Annotated in this window: 17 protein-coding genes; 2 read left to right on the forward strand and 15 right to left on the reverse strand. The window is 51.1% G+C overall.

What is annotated here, in order from left to right:
• Positions 1 to 61: 61 nt before the first annotated feature.
• Positions 62 to 3,457 (reverse strand): pectinesterase family protein, encoded by a 3,396-nt coding sequence (locus tag Q0Y65_RS11625; RefSeq protein ID WP_297959943.1) that lies wholly within the window; start codon positions 3,455 to 3,457, stop codon positions 62 to 64.
• 367 nt (positions 3,458 to 3,824) lie between these two features.
• On the opposite strand from Q0Y65_RS11625, the gene hpt reads away from it, so the two are divergent.
• Positions 3,825 to 4,373, forward strand: coding sequence for a hypoxanthine phosphoribosyltransferase (hpt, locus tag Q0Y65_RS11630; protein ID WP_297959945.1), 549 nt, complete (start codon positions 3,825 to 3,827; stop codon positions 4,371 to 4,373).
• 10 nt (positions 4,374 to 4,383) lie between these two features.
• A complete protein-coding gene (locus Q0Y65_RS11635) occupies positions 4,384 to 5,745 on the forward strand; it encodes an NCS2 family permease (protein WP_297959947.1) in 1,362 nt (453 codons plus the stop codon).
• A gap of 254 nt (positions 5,746 to 5,999) precedes the next feature.
• Here Q0Y65_RS11635 and Q0Y65_RS11640 read toward each other — a convergent pair whose 3' ends face one another.
• From Q0Y65_RS11640 to speD, 14 genes are all read right to left on the reverse strand, one after another.
• Positions 6,000 to 6,587 carry a histidine phosphatase family protein gene (locus Q0Y65_RS11640; protein ID WP_297959949.1) on the reverse strand — a complete coding sequence of 196 codons (588 nt, stop codon included), beginning with the start codon at positions 6,585 to 6,587 and terminating at the stop codon, positions 6,000 to 6,002.
• Positions 6,587 to 7,714 (reverse strand): carboxynorspermidine decarboxylase, encoded by a 1,128-nt coding sequence (nspC, locus tag Q0Y65_RS11645; protein WP_297959951.1) that lies wholly within the window; start codon positions 7,712 to 7,714, stop codon positions 6,587 to 6,589. The genes Q0Y65_RS11640 and nspC overlap by 1 nt, the downstream gene beginning before the upstream one ends.
• 5 nt (positions 7,715 to 7,719) lie before the next feature.
• On the reverse strand, positions 7,720 to 8,373 hold the full coding sequence (locus Q0Y65_RS11650; protein WP_297959952.1) for a peptidylprolyl isomerase: 654 nt from the start codon (positions 8,371 to 8,373) through the stop codon (positions 7,720 to 7,722).
• A gap of 19 nt (positions 8,374 to 8,392) precedes the next feature.
• Positions 8,393 to 8,866: a VanZ family protein gene (locus tag Q0Y65_RS11655; protein WP_297959954.1), complete on the reverse strand. Its 474-nt coding sequence runs from the start codon at positions 8,864 to 8,866 to the stop codon at positions 8,393 to 8,395.
• 1 nt (position 8,867) lies between these two features.
• Positions 8,868 to 10,070, reverse strand: a complete 1,203-nt coding sequence (locus tag Q0Y65_RS11660) for a saccharopine dehydrogenase family protein (protein ID WP_297959956.1) — start codon at positions 10,068 to 10,070, stop codon at positions 8,868 to 8,870.
• Positions 10,071 to 10,097: 27 nt separating this feature from the next.
• Positions 10,098 to 10,490, reverse strand: coding sequence for a DUF3592 domain-containing protein (locus tag Q0Y65_RS11665; protein ID WP_297960076.1), 393 nt, complete (start codon positions 10,488 to 10,490; stop codon positions 10,098 to 10,100).
• Between the two features lie 98 nt (positions 10,491 to 10,588).
• Positions 10,589 to 11,050: a GNAT family N-acetyltransferase gene (locus Q0Y65_RS11670; RefSeq protein WP_297959958.1), complete on the reverse strand. Its 462-nt coding sequence runs from the start codon at positions 11,048 to 11,050 to the stop codon at positions 10,589 to 10,591.
• A gap of 24 nt (positions 11,051 to 11,074) precedes the next feature.
• Complete coding sequence (locus Q0Y65_RS11675; protein WP_297959960.1) at positions 11,075 to 11,668, reverse strand: DUF3592 domain-containing protein; 594 nt, start codon at positions 11,666 to 11,668, stop codon at positions 11,075 to 11,077.
• 5 nt (positions 11,669 to 11,673) lie between these two features.
• A complete protein-coding gene (locus Q0Y65_RS11680; protein ID WP_297959962.1) occupies positions 11,674 to 12,246 on the reverse strand; it encodes a DUF3592 domain-containing protein in 573 nt (190 codons plus the stop codon).
• Between the two features lie 68 nt (positions 12,247 to 12,314).
• Positions 12,315 to 13,166: an agmatinase gene (speB, locus tag Q0Y65_RS11685; RefSeq protein ID WP_297959964.1), complete on the reverse strand. Its 852-nt coding sequence runs from the start codon at positions 13,164 to 13,166 to the stop codon at positions 12,315 to 12,317.
• Positions 13,156 to 14,007, reverse strand: a complete 852-nt coding sequence (speE, locus tag Q0Y65_RS11690; protein WP_297959966.1) for a polyamine aminopropyltransferase — start codon at positions 14,005 to 14,007, stop codon at positions 13,156 to 13,158. The genes speB and speE overlap by 11 nt, the downstream gene beginning before the upstream one ends.
• A gap of 43 nt (positions 14,008 to 14,050) precedes the next feature.
• The gene (locus tag Q0Y65_RS11695; RefSeq protein WP_297959968.1) at positions 14,051 to 14,560 is read right to left on the reverse strand and encodes a hypothetical protein; all 510 of its coding nucleotides are present in this window, start codon (positions 14,558 to 14,560) and stop codon (positions 14,051 to 14,053) included.
• A 62-nt stretch (positions 14,561 to 14,622) separates the two neighbouring features.
• Positions 14,623 to 16,074, reverse strand: a complete 1,452-nt coding sequence (locus tag Q0Y65_RS11700; protein WP_297959970.1) for an aminotransferase class I/II-fold pyridoxal phosphate-dependent enzyme — start codon at positions 16,072 to 16,074, stop codon at positions 14,623 to 14,625.
• Positions 16,067 to 16,837 (reverse strand): adenosylmethionine decarboxylase, encoded by a 771-nt coding sequence (speD, locus tag Q0Y65_RS11705; protein WP_297959972.1) that lies wholly within the window; start codon positions 16,835 to 16,837, stop codon positions 16,067 to 16,069. The genes Q0Y65_RS11700 and speD overlap by 8 nt, the downstream gene beginning before the upstream one ends.
• Between the last annotated feature and the right edge of the window lie 111 nt (positions 16,838 to 16,948).

Below are 16,948 nucleotides of genomic sequence, written 5' to 3' on the forward strand. Positions count from 1 at the left end.
TGTACAGCCCTTATTTTTATGTGAACCGTAAAGGCTGCTCATCTCTGAGCAGCCTTTTTCATCATAGCGTATCTACCTTATGCAGCAGGTACTCCTGTATGCGAAGGGCATCGTTGGAGGTAAGTCCCACTACGGACCTGTCAACGTCGCCGTTGTTCTTGCCCTCCTCCGTCAGGCACTTCTCATATGTTCCGCCGATACCGTACTTGTTGGGATTTGCCAGCGCCTGCATTATCAGCAGAGCGTCGGCAAGCTCCACCTTGCCGTCACAGTTGGTATCTCCTGCCATGCCTGTAGGAACAGGTGCAGTAGTTGTTGTGGTAGTAGTTGTGACAGTTGATGTTGTGGTGGTAATCGGGATAACATGAGGATACTCCTTGACAAAAGCCGTATAGTTCATGCAGGCTCCGCTCATACCATTTGTGCCGAGAGTAACTGTTTGTCCGCAGTATACCACCTTGGCATAAAGCTCAAAGGGCCTCTCTGCCTCGCTGTCGTTTATGGTTATTACATCATACTGTCTGGCGAAGTCGTTGAGCCATGAGGGAGGATTCGTAACTCTCTGATCCAGGGCAACAAATACTATTATATCTGCTCCTGCTGTCAGAACAGCAAGATCGGAGTCGGTATTCTTTGAGTTGCAGGCTGTGATAATGTGCTCGCTGTCCATGATATCCCCGGGAACGGAAGCGATAACGTGCTCACGGTCTCCGAAAGCCTTGTCGCCTATACTGAAGCTTTCAGCTATGGACCATTGTGCGCCGTAGCTTGCGTCCTTTACTTCAAGACGGCTTATGAGCCTGCTCTTCAGGTATTCCTCGATCACGGGAGGCTGATCGCCGCCCTCGGTGACTGTTCCTGCATTGTAGGCCTTGCTCTGCATACGTCCCGCATAGGCCGTAATGTCGGACTTGGCCGCGTCTGCTGAGGTCACGCTGTAGCTGCCGTATATCTTCGAGCTGTCTGTATCGAAGTTGTCATAGCTGTCTCCGCCGCCCTTGAGATTGTTGATATAGGCCTTGTCGTTTCTGGAGTTCACTATCTGATAGGCCAGTCCGCTGCCCATATTGCAGCTCACGAACTTGTCGCCGAAGGACTTGATAGTTCCAGAATATGCGTCGCTGCCCATATTCACAGCGTCAAGAGGCAGATTTGTGTTCTCGTAGTAGTTGTTCTCGGAGAAAACCTTTGAATTGTAGGAAGCTCCGATACCGTACTGCTTGTTATTGTAGAAGTAGTTATTGTAGCTGTGAACGTGAGCGTTTCTTGCACGGGGATTTCTAGACTCCGTATTGTTGAACCAGTTGTGGTGATAGGTTATCCAGTCCTGCTCGTGGCTTGCAGCACCGCCCACCAGCGAGGTCTTGTGGCAGTCCTTGTATATGTTGTAGGACACGGTGACATTTTCCGCCCACTTCAGATCGGTGGAGCCGTCGCCGTCTGCCTTGTCGTCGTCTACGATGCCGTTGCCTGCGTAGGCGTTGTAGCCCTTCTCTATGGTGTTATTGTGTATCCATATGCATGAGGACTTTGAGGAGCTGCCGCCCGAAACGGATATACCGTCATCGGGATACTGTCCCAGCCAGAGGTTCCTTACCTCGCAGCTTGTGCTGTGCTTCATGTCAAAGCCCCATTTATTGAGGTTTGCGTCTGTGCCTATGCCCTCTACGGTGACATTTTTGCCGCCCTTCATGTAGAGCATATTTGAGCCGTCATTCTGCTGGCCGTCGTTGGCCTTTGCACCGCCGGGAACGTCGATGGTGCCGATGAGCCTGAAGTCCACATTGGAGGGCTCGGAGGCGAAGATATTGAACAGACCCGTCTTGCCGCCGTAGGATATGGTGTCCTTGTTGTCATTGGTGACGTATATGACTGTAACGCCCGATTTCAGCGTACCGTCGTTATTATAGGCGCCTACTCCCTCGGAGCTGTTCCAGTGAGCATAGCCGCTGCGGTCAAAGGCCATAGTCTTGATCTTGCAGGAGGCTGAACCGTTGGAGCCCGTAAGGCTGATATTGTATTCTGTATTGCCCTTGAGTCCGGGGATATCCACTCTTGTGCCGCGTATGAGCTGCCCGTCAACAGCAGTATACTCGGAGCTGCCCGACTGTGCATAGCTTACTTTGACATTGTTTCCCAGCTTTGAACTGTCGAACTCCACGAAGGCCTCCTCGAACCAGCCGCCGCAGGTCTTGATCGCTCCCTCGATATTGCCGGAGGGCTGCTCATAGGGCTGCTCGCCGCTGAGGAAGGTGGGAGTCCAGTTGTTCATATAGCTTGTGATACTGATGTTTGCGGCGTCGCTGTCGGAAACAGTATGTCCCTTTCTCTGGGAGAGATCTACTCTCTGTCCGTTGGAGAGCTTGGTGCCGTTCTCCTTGAAGCCGTCAACGCTCTCGGGCTGAACGCCGCTCATGGAAGTCCAGCCTGCCGCTGTTATCATATTGCTGTTCTGGAGGGTGGTATTCACGAAAAGCACCTTTGCGGTCTGTCCCCATGGTCTGCCCAGATAGCCTGCGGATACAGTGAGCTCGGGATTTGCAGTTACCTTGCAGTCCTTGAAGAGATAGCCCGTGTAGGGACTTCCCTGCTCTCTTGCGGCGGTGATATATCCGCCTACAGAGCCGCTGCTGTAGCCCTTCCAGCGAAGCTCGCAGCTGTCAAAAACTGCATTGCTGCCGCCAAAGATGTAGTCTGTCTGTCCCTCTATGAGGCAGTTCTTGTAATACTGGGGCGAGCCGCCTGTGTATAAGGTATCCTGACTTGACAGGAACTTACAGTTCAGGAACTCCGCATAGCCTGTATCCACGGAGAGAGCTGCCGCACGCTCCGTAGCTGCCTTGGACTTTGCGTCTGTCCAGTTGTTTCTCACCTGAGTGATCTTGGTAACGGAGGTATCGCCTACCAGCTCAACACCGTCATTGAGCTCCTCCTGAGTGATGTAGCGGTTGAAGGAATTCTCGAAAACTATATTCCTTGCCTTGAAGTTGGTAGCCTTCGGCCAGAGCTGCACTGTTGCGCCCCAGCGGTGATTGGCCACGTTCTTGCCGCTCTTTGCATTCGCCAGATTTGCGTCATAGTAGCCCTTGGAATTGGCGCTGTAATACTTATAGCCGATACCGTAGTACCATGTGAGAACTGCGTCGCCGTTTTCGGGCTCGTCGTTCACAAAGGTGATGTACGGAGTCTGAACTATTACCTGCTGGCGGTAGGTTCCGGGAGCGATATGAATAGTCACACGGCTCTGTTCTGATGAGGGATTGAGGCTTGCAGCCCTGTCAACAGCCTCCTGGACCGTTGAGAAGTTGTTGCTCCTGCCCGCATAGCCTACATACAGATCCGTGCCGGCCGCAGCCGCTCTCATGGGCGGTACCGTCACCAGTGCCGATAAGAATACCGCAAGAGCCGATACAAGAGCCACCAGCTGCATGATCTGCTTTTTTGTTCTGCTAACCATTGCTTTTACTCCTTTTCGTAACGATGCAGTCCGCTGCCTAAGGCGGAGCTGCCTGAATATGGCGGTGCAGTTCCGGGGTATCACACAGGGAAAGAGAAACCGCAGAATATGCACCTATACACCATAATTATATCATGTTTCTCTGTAAATGTAAATAAAAACCTGCGATTCGCAGTCAGATTTATGTATTTATACAACGACAGTTTCTTCCCTTTGGCTATTTTTCAGAAGTATGGCGATAATTTAATCTGCGGCTTAAAACAGACTGTTGGAGCACCTGTCGCTTTGGTTATTGACAATGTTCCACAAAATGGTATAATTATAATGGAATATTATTTCCGTAATAACAACAAATGGAGGAAGATTCATGAAATTCGACAGCACAGAAGAATGGAAAAGCAAGATCAAACGCGTTATAATCTCTCAGGAGGAGATACGTGAGCAGCTGAAAAAGGCAGGAGCTATGATAAACTCCATCTACGACGGCAAGCCTGTACTGCTGGTGAGCATACTGAAGGGCTCCTTCATATTCATGGCGGACCTCTGCCGCGAGGTGACGGTCCCCTGCGAGATAGCCTTCATGGCCGCAAAAAGCTACTTCGAGGGCACACAGTCCTCGGGACACGTTGAGATCACCATGGATCTGAAACACGATATCAGCGGCTATCATGTAGTTATAGTCGAGGATATCATAGATACCGGACGTACTCTCAATGAGATCATCAAGATACTGAAGGTAAGAGATCCTCTCTCCCTCCATGTCATCACTCTTCTGGACAAGCCCGACCGCCGTGTGGTGGAGTTGAAGGCGGACTATTCCCTCTTCACCATTCCCGATTACTTCGTTATAGGCTATGGTCTGGACTACGGCGAATTCTACAGAAATCTCCCGTATATAGCAGAATTTGAGGAATGAGGTGAGGACAGTGTTTGAGAAGATATTCAAGCTCAGGGAGCGCAACACCAATGTTAAGACCGAGATCGCAGCAGGTATCACCACCTTCATGACTATGGCCTATATCCTTGCCGTAAACCCCAACGTGCTGTCAACTACGGGCATGGACAGCACAGCCGTGCTTCTGGCGACCTGTCTGGCTTCATTCATAGGCACCATGTGCATGGCCTTTATGGCTAATCTGCCCTTTGCCCTGTCCGCAGGCATGGGACTCAACGCATACATGGCATACACAGTCTGCGGGAACCTTGGCTACCCATGGCAGGTTGCTCTCCTTGCGGTATTCATCGAGGGTATAATCTTCATAATACTCTCCCTCACAAAGGTCAGGGAGGCCATATTCGACGCGATCCCCCTTTCGCTGAAACGGGCGGTATCAGTGGGAATAGGCCTGTTCATTGCATTTATCGGTCTCCAGAACGCAGGTCTGGCCGTTGACTCCGCTACCCTCGTTACTCTCGTCAACTTCCGCGAGGACTTCAGCACAACAGGCATATGCGCTCTGCTCGCCCTTGTGGGACTTCTCGTCATGGCCATACTCTACATCAAAAAGGTGAAGGGCTCTATACTCATAGGTATATTCGCCACCTGGGGACTTGGCATAATCTGCGAGCTCACAGGTATATACGTCCCCGATCCCGAGGCGGAATTCTTTACTCTTATCCCCTCCTTCCGCATGACAGACTTCTCAAAGCTGGGCGAGACCTTCGGTCAGTGCTTCAATGTGGATTTTGACGCTGTGGGAGTATTCAACTTCATCGTTATTATATTCTCATTCCTCTTTGTTGACCTTTTCGACACTCTGGGAACTCTTATCGGCGTAAGCACAAAGGCAGGCCTGCTGGACAAGGAAGGCAAGCTCCCCGCAATAAGGCCCGCTCTCATGGCTGACGCCGTAGCTACCACGGCAGGCGCCGTCCTCGGCACATCTACCACCACCACATTCGTTGAGTCCTCCGCAGGTGCTGCGGCAGGCGGCAGAACAGGTCTTACTGCTCTGACAACGGCGGTGCTCTTCCTTTTCTCAATGCTGCTGGCGCCCATATTCATTGCTATACCCGCATTTGCAACAGCTCCCGCCCTGATACTTGTGGGCTTCCTCATGTTCAGCACGGTGTCCGAGATAAAGGTGGACGAAAAGAACTACACCTCGGCTGTCCCCGCATATCTCTGCGTGATAGCAATGCCCCTTTTCTACAGCATATCCGAGGGTATCGCCATCGGCGTTATCTCCTACGTTGTTATAAACCTCGTATGCGGCAAGCGCAAGGAGATCAATCCTATCATGTACATTCTTGCGGTACTTTTCGTGCTGAAATACATATTCCTGTAAATCAAAATTAGCAGCGTGACGCTGCACCCTTGCCACGTTGTCGCTGGTAAACTCGCTTACAGCGCATATCCGTCGCAAATTATCACATTGTAGGGGCGGATATCATCCGCCCGCCTATAAAGACAAAAGGCCGCACGGGACGATGCAGGCATCGCCCCTACAGGTATATTCACGTTGCGGACGGCCATTGGCCGTCCCTGCAAATATATATGCTTTAAAATAAAAAAAGGACAGCTTTTGCTGTCCTTTTGCTTTTAATGATTCTTTCCGCCCTTGAATTCCTTGGCTACTATGAGTATCTCCTCTTTTTCGACACATTCCCTGCCCTCAAAGCCGAGCCTTATTATATAGGGCATGAAGTCTATCAGCCGCAGAAATCCGTCCAGACCAAAGCTGCTGTCATAATAATGGAGTATGGTGCTAAGCGCCGTTCCGTGAGTTCCCACCATTATATTCTCGTCCCTGTGAGCGTCAAGGATATCATTCACGGCAGCAATATTTCTGTCCATTACGGACTTCAGACACTCGCCGTCGCTTTCGGAAAAGCTCAGGTCTGCCCAGCGTTTGCGGAACATCTCCATGTTATTGCTGCTCTTGCCGTTCAGGCGCTCCCGCAGCCTTATATCGGTATCAATTGTAAGACCGTGCTCCGCGGCAGCCTGCTTTATGGTGTCATAGCTGCGCTTATATGGACTGGATATTGCATAGTCAAGGTGTATTTCCTTCATTGCCTCCACAACCTTTGCGGTATCTCTCTGTCCCTCCGCGGTAAGGGGGCGGAGCTCCGCATTAAGGCAGGTATAATCGGGCTGTGCATGGCGCACAAAGTAGATATTTGTCATCACAGTCTCTCCTTAAAATCGCTGTATCCGAAGCTTCGCAGCGTCTCGAAGCTGCCGTCACTTTTCAGAAGCAGTATGGCAGGCAGGGGCATACCGTTGAAGGTGTTGTTCTTCACCATGGAGTATATGGCCATATCGCCGAACACCAGCCTGTCACCGATATGCAGCAGCTCGTCGAAGGAATACTCTCCTATCATGTCCCCTGCAAGGCAGGTCTGGGAGCCCAGACGGTAGCTGAACTTCTTCTCCCCCTTTTCGCCCGAACCAACAAGAGGCGGACGGTAGGGCATTTCCAGCACATCGGGCATATGGCAGGCTGCCGAGGTGTCAAGGATAGCCATGGGCATATCGTTCTCCGTAAGGTCGAGGACCTCCGTCACCAGCCAGCCCGCATTGAGGGCTACAGCCTCGCCGGGCTCCAGAAAGACTTCCAGCCCGTACTTCTCCTGCATACGGCGTATGCAGCGTTCCAGCCGCGGTATATCGTAGTCCTCACGGGTTATGTGATGACCGCCGCCGAAGTTTATCCACTCCATGCGGGGCAGTATATCCCCGAACTTCTCCTCTATGGCATCAAGAGTTTTCTCCAGATCGTCGGAGTTCTGCTCGCAGAGGGTGTGGAAGTGCAGTCCCGTTACGCCGTCAAGATCGTCGGCGCGGAAGTTTTTCCGCGTAATGCCGAGCCTGGACTTCGGCGAGCAGGGGTCGTATATCTCATGCCCCTCCTGAGTGGAGCACTGGGGGTTTATGCGCAGACCTATCTTCTTCCCTGCCGCCAGAACGCGGCTGCGATACCTGTCCAGCTGAGAGAAGGAATTGAATATGATATGTCCGCAGTATGATATTATCTCGTCTATCTCGCTCTCGCGGTAAGCCGCCGAGAAAACATGGTTTTCCTCGCCCATCTCCTCATATCCCAGTCTTGCCTCAAAGAGACCGCTGCAGGCCGTACCTGCAAGGTACTGCCCTATCATGGGATATAGATGATAGCATGAGAAAGCCTTCTGTGCAAGGAGTATCTTCGCGCCCGTCCTTTCGGAAACGCCGCGGAGTATCTCCAGATTACGGATAAGCGCCGGCTCGTCCACTATGTAGCAGGGAGTCGGCACTTTTTTTACATCAAACATTTTGCTTATTTAAGGAAGTCGTCCATTGTGATCTGAACTCTGGGTGAACCGTCTGCATCGGGATCGATCATCTCCACCTTTTTCATCTTTATAGGTGTGTCGGGAGATGAAACAGCTCCGTCGCCGCCCATTGAACGGGGTACCTTCAGGAAGTCATCAACTATCTCCATACCCTGGGTAACGGTACCGAATGCGGCATACTGTCCGTCAAGGAATGAGCAGTCTGTATAGCAGATGAAGAACTGGCTGGAAGCGCTGTCGGGATCCATGCTTCTTGCCATTGATACAACGCCTCTCTGGTGAGAGAGATTGTTCTCAACGCCGTTCTGTGAAAACTCGCCCTTGATGGTCTCATCGCTGCCGCCCATGCCTGTGCCGAGAGGGTCGCCGCCCTGTGCCATGAAGTCGTCAACTACACGGTGGAAGGTAAGGCCGTCATAGAAGCCCTCCTTTACCAGCTTTTCAAAGTTCTCGCAGGTTAAGGGAGCTTCCTTGGTGTTAAGGGTGATAACGATAGTGTTTCCGGCAGCCTTTTCGGCAGGTTTGCTCTCCTTGCTGCCGCCCTCATTGCCTGCGTTCTTGCCGCAGCCTGTGAGTACCAGCATAGTTGTTGCAGCAGCTACTGCCACTATCTTCTTTAAACTCTTGAAAAAATCCATTTTTCTTTCCTCCTGTTTTCTATTCTTCGCCGACATATGCCAGCTTTTTTACTATTGTAAGCCTTGAAAGTGAAAAACCGATGACAGCGCCGAAAAAATTCAGTATAAAATCGTCGATGTCGCAGGCGCCGCGCATTGTTATGAACTGTATGATCTCCACGCTTATTATCACCGCAGCCGCAGTCAGGGCAAAGGAGCCGAACCTGCGCTGCTTCTTCCATATTGCGGGAAAAAACACGCCTATGGGCAGAAATGCGATGATGTTCCCGAAGATATTCTCTGCGGAGATATCGCCGTAGATGTCGTCATTGCTGCGGAGATAGCCTGCGAACTCCGCCACCGTGCGGAAGGGCACGAAGTTGGTGTTCTCACGGAAGTATTCACCGTAGGAGCATACGCCCCACAGGCTTTCTCTCATAAGGAACAGCATAAAGGCTGCCGAAATGACGTAAAACGCAAAAAGCGTAAAGACTATGACCCTTTTTATGCTCAAATCAGTCGACCAGCACCGGATCGAAGTCCTCCTCCCAGGGAAGTCCCCACTTGTTGAGAGCCTCCATAAAGGGATCGGGATCGAATTCCTCGATATTGTAAACGCCTGCCTTCTTCCAGGTGTCTGTCATTATCATCATAGCGCCTATCATAGCGGGAACGCCTGTGGTATAGGAGATGGCCTGGGAGCCCACTTCCCTGTAGCACTCCTGGTGATCGCAGATGTTGTAGAGGTAGTAGTTCTTGTCCTTGCCGTCCTTCTTGCCGCGGAAGATACAGCCGATATTGGTCTTGCCAACTGTTCTCGGACCAAGTGAAGCAGGATCCGGAAGTACAGCCTTCAGGAACTGGAGAGGTACTATCTCCTTGCCCTCATACATGATAGGCTCGATAGAGGTCATGCCCACGTTCTCAAGGCACTTGAGATGTGTGAGATAGCTCTGGCCGAAGGTCATGAAGAAGCGGATACGCTTGATGCCCTTGATATTGAGTGCAAGGGACTCCAGCTCCTCGTGGTGGAGGAGGTACATATCCTTTTCGCCCACGCCCTTGAAGTTGTAAACGCGCTTGATCTCCATGGGCTCTGTCTCAACCCACTTGCCGTCCTCGATGTAGCTGCCCTTGGCGGAAACCTCGCGGATATTGATCTCGGGGTTGAAGTTTGTAGCGAAGGGATAGCCGTGATCGCCGCCGTTGCAGTCGAGAATGTCGATGTAGTTTATCTCGTCGAACTCATGCTTCATGGCGTAAGCGGAGAATACTCCCGTAACACCGGGGTCGAAGCCGCTTCCGAGAAGGGCTGTGATACCTGCCTGCTCGAACCTCTCGCGGTATGCCCACTGCCACTTGTACTCGAATTTAGCGGTATCAAGGGGCTCATAGTTGGCTGTGTCAACGTAATGAGTCTTTGTAGCCAGACAAGCGTCCATGATTGTGAGATCCTGATAAGGCAGCGCCAGATTCAGCACCACATCGGGCTTGTAGCTGTTGATGAGAGCCACCAGCTCGTCAACGTTATCGGCATTCACCTGTGCGGTCTCGATAACTGTCTTTGTGGTGGGCTGGAGCTTTTCCTTCAGCGCGTCGCACTTGGACTTGGTACGGCTGGCTATCATTATGCCCTCAAATACCTCGCTGTTCTGGCAGCACTTGTGGATAGCAACGGAAGCAACTCCTCCGCAGCCGATTATCATACATTTTCCCATTTTTTATTCCTCCGTATCTTTAATATATTATTGTCCTTTTTTATATGACAGATAGAATCCCATCATTATCAATGCGCTTGAAGCAATAAAGCACACAATGGTTATGACCTTGTGTATGGTCTCCCTGGGGAACCATATTCTCCCGGGCTTGTCAGGGTCTATAAAGAGCGTGACCTGCTGTCCCTCGCTCAGTTTTATAAACCAGGAGCTGAAATTGCTTTTTACTCTGTAGTCCACACCTTCATACCTGTATGTGAAGACGGGATAATAAGTGCGCCCTGAGTCAGAGTCGTTATTGGGTATCAGCTCTGCAACCGTCGCCTCTACCTCTTCGCTGCACTTCAGTCTCTTGATTATCATACCGAAAAGGTAAAGCACTCCTATTACAACAAATGCACCCATTATGATAACAGCAAACATCAGATTCACAGCTTTTCGCCCCCTTGTCAGTTAAGCTATATATCCAAAGACTCATTCAGTTTTATGATAAAGTTCTGCATCGCCCCGTGCCCTGCCGCTTATCTCAGCATAAGCTTCATGGGAGTGAAGGGAGAAACGCTCTTTTCAAAGCCAAGCTTCCTGTACAGCGGATAGCCGTCCTTGGTGGCTTTAAGCTCGATGTAGTCAAGCTCCATGGTCTTTGCGTCCGCGATAAGGAGCTCCATGAGAGCTGTGGCGATACCCTGTCTGCGCTTGCTCGCCTCGGTATAGACGTTGAGCACCGTTCCCACCCTGCCGTTGGGAAAGCTTGGATTAGGCGGGAGCTCCCTTACCGCAAGGAAGGCCGAGCCCACTATCCTGCCTTCGTCCTCTGCAATATAGGCAAAGAAGTCAATGTTCAGGTGCTCCGCATAATAGCGCGGCAGACCTGCCTTTATGCGTTCCTCCTCCGCCTCTGTCATATCGGGGAAGTCCTCGCGGAGATATCTGAGACGTATTTCCGCAAGTCCCGAATCGTTACGCGCTCTGAATATATTCATAGTTATCACCCGAGATCCATTATACTATATCAATCCCTTGCGTTTATATGCTATAAAAGACGATATAGGAATAAGCAGTCCTAAAATCAGAAATATCGAACCGCCAAAAAAGATAGCTTTCGGCGATGAAGAACTTTTTTCCTCAAAAACAGGTATATACACATGTTCAGGATCAGCAGGGTCTACATATGTCTCAATAAGGTCGCCGATATTATAATGCCTGGTAGAATAACGCATTCCGTTTTTATGATATTCACGTCCCTGAAACTCATATTTCAAAACGGGTCTGTAATAAGTATTTTCATGACTGTATCCATCCGAATCTTCTTCCTTTATTTTTTCGGTTTTTATCTCCTCAACAATGGAATTGACGCGCTGAGTACACTGCTGTTTTTTGATATTCAGCTCGTCGATACGCCTGAACCCGCTTTTGATTATAAAAATGCCTATGAGGATAATGGGCAGCGAGATAGCAATAGCAACCGACATCAAACACCCCATGGCCTTTTTCCGATCGGGAGCCGACAGCTGCATTAACTGTTCAATTTCGTCCCTTTCATCAAGGTCCGCATTTCTGTAATTACTTTTTCCGAACTCTTTGTGATAGTTAAATCTCATATCATTCAACCTCTGTAATCGTCGTTGGGATCGGTGTACTCCTCCTGAGAGCCGCCGTCGTATACAGGCTCATTCTTCTTCATGCTCTTCAGTATCAAAACCGTCACTGCTATCACTATAATCAGTATCACCGCCGCAGGCACCAGAATCATCAGCAGCATGACCTTTGACATACCGCTCTGCGCCTTTCTGAAAGCTGTGGCGGAGTTGTAGGCAGGATCCCACATATTCCCCGGGAAGCTGGCCGAGATCATTATCTCCACCTTGTCTCCCTGATCATACTTCTTGCGGATAGAGCCGATATCCGACGTCACACGGTATTTCTTCCCTTTGTATTCATACTCGTATACGGGAGTATACACGGTATTGCCGTCTTCGTCCTGACGGGTCAGGTTCTCGGCTATCTCTGCTTTTACAGTGATGTCGTGCGAACTGTTATCAATGACGGACATGGACTTGTCCGCAATATTGTTGAACAGAACGAATGGTATTATAGCCAATGCTGTTCCAATTATTATCAGCACACTTATCACAGAGCATATTACTATTACAGTTTTTCTGCTGCTTTTATTGTTCATTTTCATTCCCCCCTGTAAAATCGTACTGCGCAGGAAATCCCTTTATCCTGCCGCAGCAGCTGCTTCACTTATGAAAGCGCCAGCAGCATTTCCCTTATGATCTTGCAGGCTACCGCTGTGGAAACGCCGCTCTGGTCGTATACGGGACTGAGCTCGTTCACGTCGCAGCCCACTATATCCAGCTTGCTGCACACCAGAGTCACAGCCTTTCTCAGCTCGTCAAATGTGACTCCCCCTGCCTCCGGAGTTCCCGTTCCGGGGAATACGGAGGGATCAAGGACGTCAAGATCAAGGGTGAAGTATACCTTCTTTCCCCTGAGCTTTTCCACGGTCTCCTCAAGGCCCTCAAAGCTGAATTTATGCATTTCCGTATGCTCGTCGGCGAAGCGGAACTCCTCGCGGTCGCCGCTTCTGATACCGAACTGGAATATATGTCCGTCGCCCACAAGCCCGTGGCAGCGTCTCAGTACGCAGGCATGGGACAGCTGCTGACCGAGATAGTCGTCCCTGAGATCGGCGTGAGCGTCGAAGTGTACGATGTACAGCTCCTCATACTTATCCTTTACAGCCATGACAGAGCCGAGGGTCACAAGATGCTCGCCGCCTATCATGAAGGGCAGCTTGCCGTCGGACAGTATCTGAGCGGCGCGGCCCGAGATATCGGCTATGGCTCCCCGGGTGTTTCCGAAGGGCAGCTCAAGGTCGCCGCTGTCGAAATAGCCGTAGTCCGTCATATCCTTGTTCTGATAGGGACTGTAGGTCTCTATGCCGAAGCTCTCGTTCCTGATAGCAGAGGGTGCGAACCTGGTACCCGGACGGAAGCTGGTGGTGCCGTCAAAGCCTGCTCCGAAGAGGACTATCTTCGCGTCCTCATACTCGCTGTCACAGGCGATGAAGGTCTGTATATTCTTATTCAACATCTCTGAGAAGCTCCTCTACATAACACGGCAGGGCAAAAGCTCCCGTATGGAGCCTCGGGTTGTAGTAGCGGGTCTTTATGCCCAGCATACTCCATTTTGTGCCGTTGTAATCGTTGGTGGGGTGGTATTTCTTTGACGCAAAGCCGAAAAGCCAGTGTCCCGACGGATAGGTGGGGATATGCGCCTGATAGACCTTGCTTATGGGGAAGCTCTCAACTATGCGCTTGTGGGAGCGCTGCATTGCAGCGGCGTCCTCGTCATAGAAGGGGCTTTCGTGCTGATTTACCATGATGCCGTCGTCCCGGAGCGCCTTGAAGCAGCTTCCGTAGAACTCCTTGGTGAAGAGTCCCTCGCCGGGGCCGAAGGGGTCGGTGGAATCTACGATGATAACGTCGTACTGATCCTCGCAGCGGCGTATGAACTTGACGCCGTCCTCGTAGTACACATGGACTCTCGGATCGTCGAAGCGGCAGGCAGTAGTGGGCAGGAACTTCCTGCAAACCTCCACCACCAGCTCGTCTATCTCCACAAGGTCTATGCTCTCCACAGAGGGATAGCGTGTGAGCTCGCGGACGACTCCGCCGTCTCCTGCGCCGATAACAAGTATGTTCTTCGGGTTGGGATGTACGGCCATAGGCACATGGGTTATCATCTCGTGATATATGAACTCGTCCTTTTCCGTCAGCATCATATAGCCGTCAAGGGTGAGGAAGCGTCCGAATTCCTTTGAGTCGAACACGTCTATGCGCTGGAATTCGCTGTTTCCGCTGTAGAGCTGATGATCGACCTTTATTGAAAACTTTACATTGGGAGTATGTCTCTCCGTGAACCATAATTCCATAATAGATCTCCTTTCAGGCCTTCAGCCTTCAGAAAACTGATAATTACTTCCTGCCGGCAGGAGGGCCGCCTGCGGGAGGACCTGCTGCGCCGTTCTTCTTCATGACCAGTTTAAGATATACGGGTGTCGCTATGAGTATGATGATATAAGCCACGATAAGGCTTATGATAAGCGATTTCACAAACATTACGCCAAAGGGCGGAAGATCTGCGTGACCGTTGCTCATCTTCATTGCCATCTTCCTTGCGAGAGCTATCATAGCAAGTGTGATAACAGGCGTGTAGATAAGGTCGGAGATAAGTGCGGAAATAAGATTTGCAGGGAGGCTGCGCTCCTTGAGGCCCATGGCCTTTACCGCTCCTGTCTCCAGCTTTCTCATGGGTATCACAAAGCCTATGATAAGGCTGATGATGGTGCTGACTGCAAAGCTTGCAAGAAATGCCACGGGCTTGAAGCCGCCCTCTGCTGTCAGATTGCCCATCAGCGAGAGAAAGAAGCTGAGCGTAACGCCCATAAGTATATTCATAGTGATCCCGATCTTCTTCATGTTCATGTTTTTAAACCTTCCTTAAATAAAAAAATATAGTGTTTGCAGAAATGATCCTGCGTTTTTTCTTAAAAGTCCAGAACGTTGAGCCTTTCGATGTTTATATCCTCGGTTCCCGTCATCTGGCAGCCCTTTTCCTTGGCATACTTTATGTATTCTATTATCTCCGCAGTGATGAGCTCTCCGGGGGCCAGTATGGGTATACCGGGAGGATAGCACATTACGAACTCGCTGCACACCTCTCCTGCCGCCTCATCAAGGGGCAGGGAGCGCTTCTCGGCGTAGAATGCCTTACGCGGAGTCTCCGCTATCACGGGGCTGATGTACTCCTGTGTCAGCATATCCGCACCGCTCTTTCCGAAGCGGCGCTTTATCTCGGCAAGAGCGCTTATAAGCCGCTCGATATCCCGCTTTCTGTCGCCTACGGAGATATAGGCCAGTACGTTGCCGATATCGCCGAACTCTATCTGTATATCGTACTCGTCGCGGAGGAGGTCATAGACCTCTATTCCTGCAAGCCCGATAGGCAGGGTGTATATACTCAGCTTCGACACGTCAAAGTCGTAGATACTGTCGCCGTTGACCAGCTCCTTGGAATAGGCATAATATCCGCCTATCTCGTTTATCTCGGAGCGGGCGTACTCAGCCATCTCCACGGTCTGGGCGAATATCTCCCTGCCGCCCAGGGCAAGACGCTTTCTCGATATATCCAGACTTGACAGCAGCAGATACGAGGCGCTGGTGGTCTGGGTCAGATTTATCACCTGACGCATATAATCAGCGTTGATGGCCTTTCCCAGAAGCAGGAATGAGCTCTGTGTAAGGCTTCCTCCCGACTTGTGCATACTTACCGAGGCGCAGTCCGCCCCTGCCGCCATGGCAGTCACGGGGAAGTTATCGCCGAAGTAGAAGTGTGTGCCGTGAGCCTCGTCCACAAGCACCAGCATACCGTGGGCGTGAGCAAGCTCCGTTATCCTTTTCAGGTCGGAGCATATGCCGTAGTATGTGGGATTGTTGACCATTATGGCCTTGGCGTCGGGATTGTCCAGTATAGCCTGTTCCACCTGAGCCACGGACATACCCAGTGCTATGCCCAGCTTGCGGTTCACGTCGGGATTGACGTATACGGGAACGGCTCCCGTTATGATAAGAGCGTTGATAGCGCTCCTGTGGACGTTTCTGGGCATGATTATCTTGTCGCCCTCCTTGCAGGCGTACATTATCATGCTCTGTACCGCAGAGGTGGTGCCTCCCACCATGAAGAAGGCATTTGCGGCGCCGAAGGCCTCCGCAGCCAGCTCCTCCGCGTCCTTGATGACGGATACGGGGTGGCAGAGGTTGTCCAGGGGCTTCATGGAATTGACGTCAACGTTCATGCAGTCCTCGCCGAGAAACTCGGTGAGCTCCATGTTGCCCCGTCCCCTTTTATGTCCCGGGACGTCAAAGGGAACTACCCTCATGCGGCGGAATCTTCTCAGTGCTTCATATATGGGCGCACTGGTCTGGGAAAGGTCAGCCATTTCCGAACACGTTCCTTCCGCTGAATATTTCTATCATCTCCCGCTGCAGGGCGTTGGTTATCTCAAGCCTGCGCCGCGGCGGGAGCTCGTTCACATCTGTGTTGAACAGGTAATTCTGAAGGTCAAGCTCCTTTATGAGCATCTTTGTATGGAACATATTCGCCTGATAGACGTTTATGTCCACGGCGTCGTACTTATCCAGTATCTTGTCGTCGATGTAGTTCTGTATGGAGGTGATATCGTGGTCGATGAAGAGCTTTTCGCCGCTGAGATTGCGGGTAAAGCCCCTTACCCTGTAATCCATGGTGATGATATCGGAATCGAAGCTTCCGATGAGGTAATCGAGAGCTGTCAGCGGAGTTATCTTTCCGCAGGTGGCAACGTCGATATCCACACGGAAGGTGGCGATGCTGGTATCGGGATGGAACTCGGGGTAGGTGTGTACGGTGACATGGCTCTTGTCAAGGTGAGCCACGGTCTCGCTGCCGCCTGCGGGCACCATAGTATCGTCCGCGATAAGGAAGGTAGCGGAGGCTCCCTGGGGATCGTAGTCCTGACGGGACATACTCAGCACCTGTGCGCCTATCATCTCCGTGACATGGGTCATGATATCGGTTATACGCTCGGAGTTGTACTGCTCGTCGACATAGGCGATGTACTCCTGCTGCGAGCGTGCCGTCTTGGCATAACAGACATCGTATATATTGAAGCTCAGAGACTTCGTAAGGTTATTGAATCCGTAGAGTTTAAGCTTATTCTCCATAAAACCACACCTTCAAACAAAAAATGCACACAAAGGCCTTATCAGCCGTTGTGTGCATGAAATACCTATGCTTTCAGCGCAGAGACTTCACAAATGGTTTCAGAGTCTATA

The sequence above is a fragment of the uncultured Ruminococcus sp. genome (assembly GCF_947301925.1).
Classification (GTDB): domain Bacteria; phylum Bacillota; class Clostridia; order Oscillospirales; family Ruminococcaceae; genus Ruminococcus.

Bases quoted from the DNA above. Each gene is read 5' to 3' on its own strand.
- nspC (WP_297959951.1), bottom strand. From the start codon at position 7,714: ATGTTTGATGTAAAAAAAGTGCCGACTCCCTGCTACATAGTGGACGAG.
- Q0Y65_RS11625 (WP_297959943.1), bottom strand. From the start codon at position 3,457: ATGGTTAGCAGAACAAAAAAGCAGATCATGCAGCTGGTGGCTCTTGTA.
- hpt (WP_297959945.1), top strand. From the start codon at position 3,825: ATGAAATTCGACAGCACAGAAGAATGGAAAAGCAAGATCAAACGCGTT.
- Q0Y65_RS11700 (WP_297959970.1), bottom strand. From the start codon at position 16,074: ATGGCTGACCTTTCCCAGACCAGTGCGCCCATATATGAAGCACTGAGA.
- speB (WP_297959964.1), bottom strand. From the start codon at position 13,166: ATGTTGAATAAGAATATACAGACCTTCATCGCCTGTGACAGCGAGTAT.
- Q0Y65_RS11660 (WP_297959956.1), bottom strand. From the start codon at position 10,070: ATGGGAAAATGTATGATAATCGGCTGCGGAGGAGTTGCTTCCGTTGCT.
- Q0Y65_RS11665 (WP_297960076.1), bottom strand. From the start codon at position 10,490: ATGTTTGCTGTTATCATAATGGGTGCATTTGTTGTAATAGGAGTGCTT.
- Q0Y65_RS11675 (WP_297959960.1), bottom strand. From the start codon at position 11,668: ATGAGATTTAACTATCACAAAGAGTTCGGAAAAAGTAATTACAGAAAT.
- Q0Y65_RS11650 (WP_297959952.1), bottom strand. From the start codon at position 8,373: ATGGATTTTTTCAAGAGTTTAAAGAAGATAGTGGCAGTAGCTGCTGCA.
- Q0Y65_RS11695 (WP_297959968.1), bottom strand. From the start codon at position 14,560: ATGAACATGAAGAAGATCGGGATCACTATGAATATACTTATGGGCGTT.
- Q0Y65_RS11640 (WP_297959949.1), bottom strand. From the start codon at position 6,587: ATGACAAATATCTACTTTGTGCGCCATGCACAGCCCGATTATACCTGC.
- speE (WP_297959966.1), bottom strand. From the start codon at position 14,007: ATGGAATTATGGTTCACGGAGAGACATACTCCCAATGTAAAGTTTTCA.
- Q0Y65_RS11680 (WP_297959962.1), bottom strand. From the start codon at position 12,246: ATGAACAATAAAAGCAGCAGAAAAACTGTAATAGTAATATGCTCTGTG.
- Q0Y65_RS11670 (WP_297959958.1), bottom strand. From the start codon at position 11,050: ATGAATATATTCAGAGCGCGTAACGATTCGGGACTTGCGGAAATACGT.
- speD (WP_297959972.1), bottom strand. From the start codon at position 16,837: ATGGAGAATAAGCTTAAACTCTACGGATTCAATAACCTTACGAAGTCT.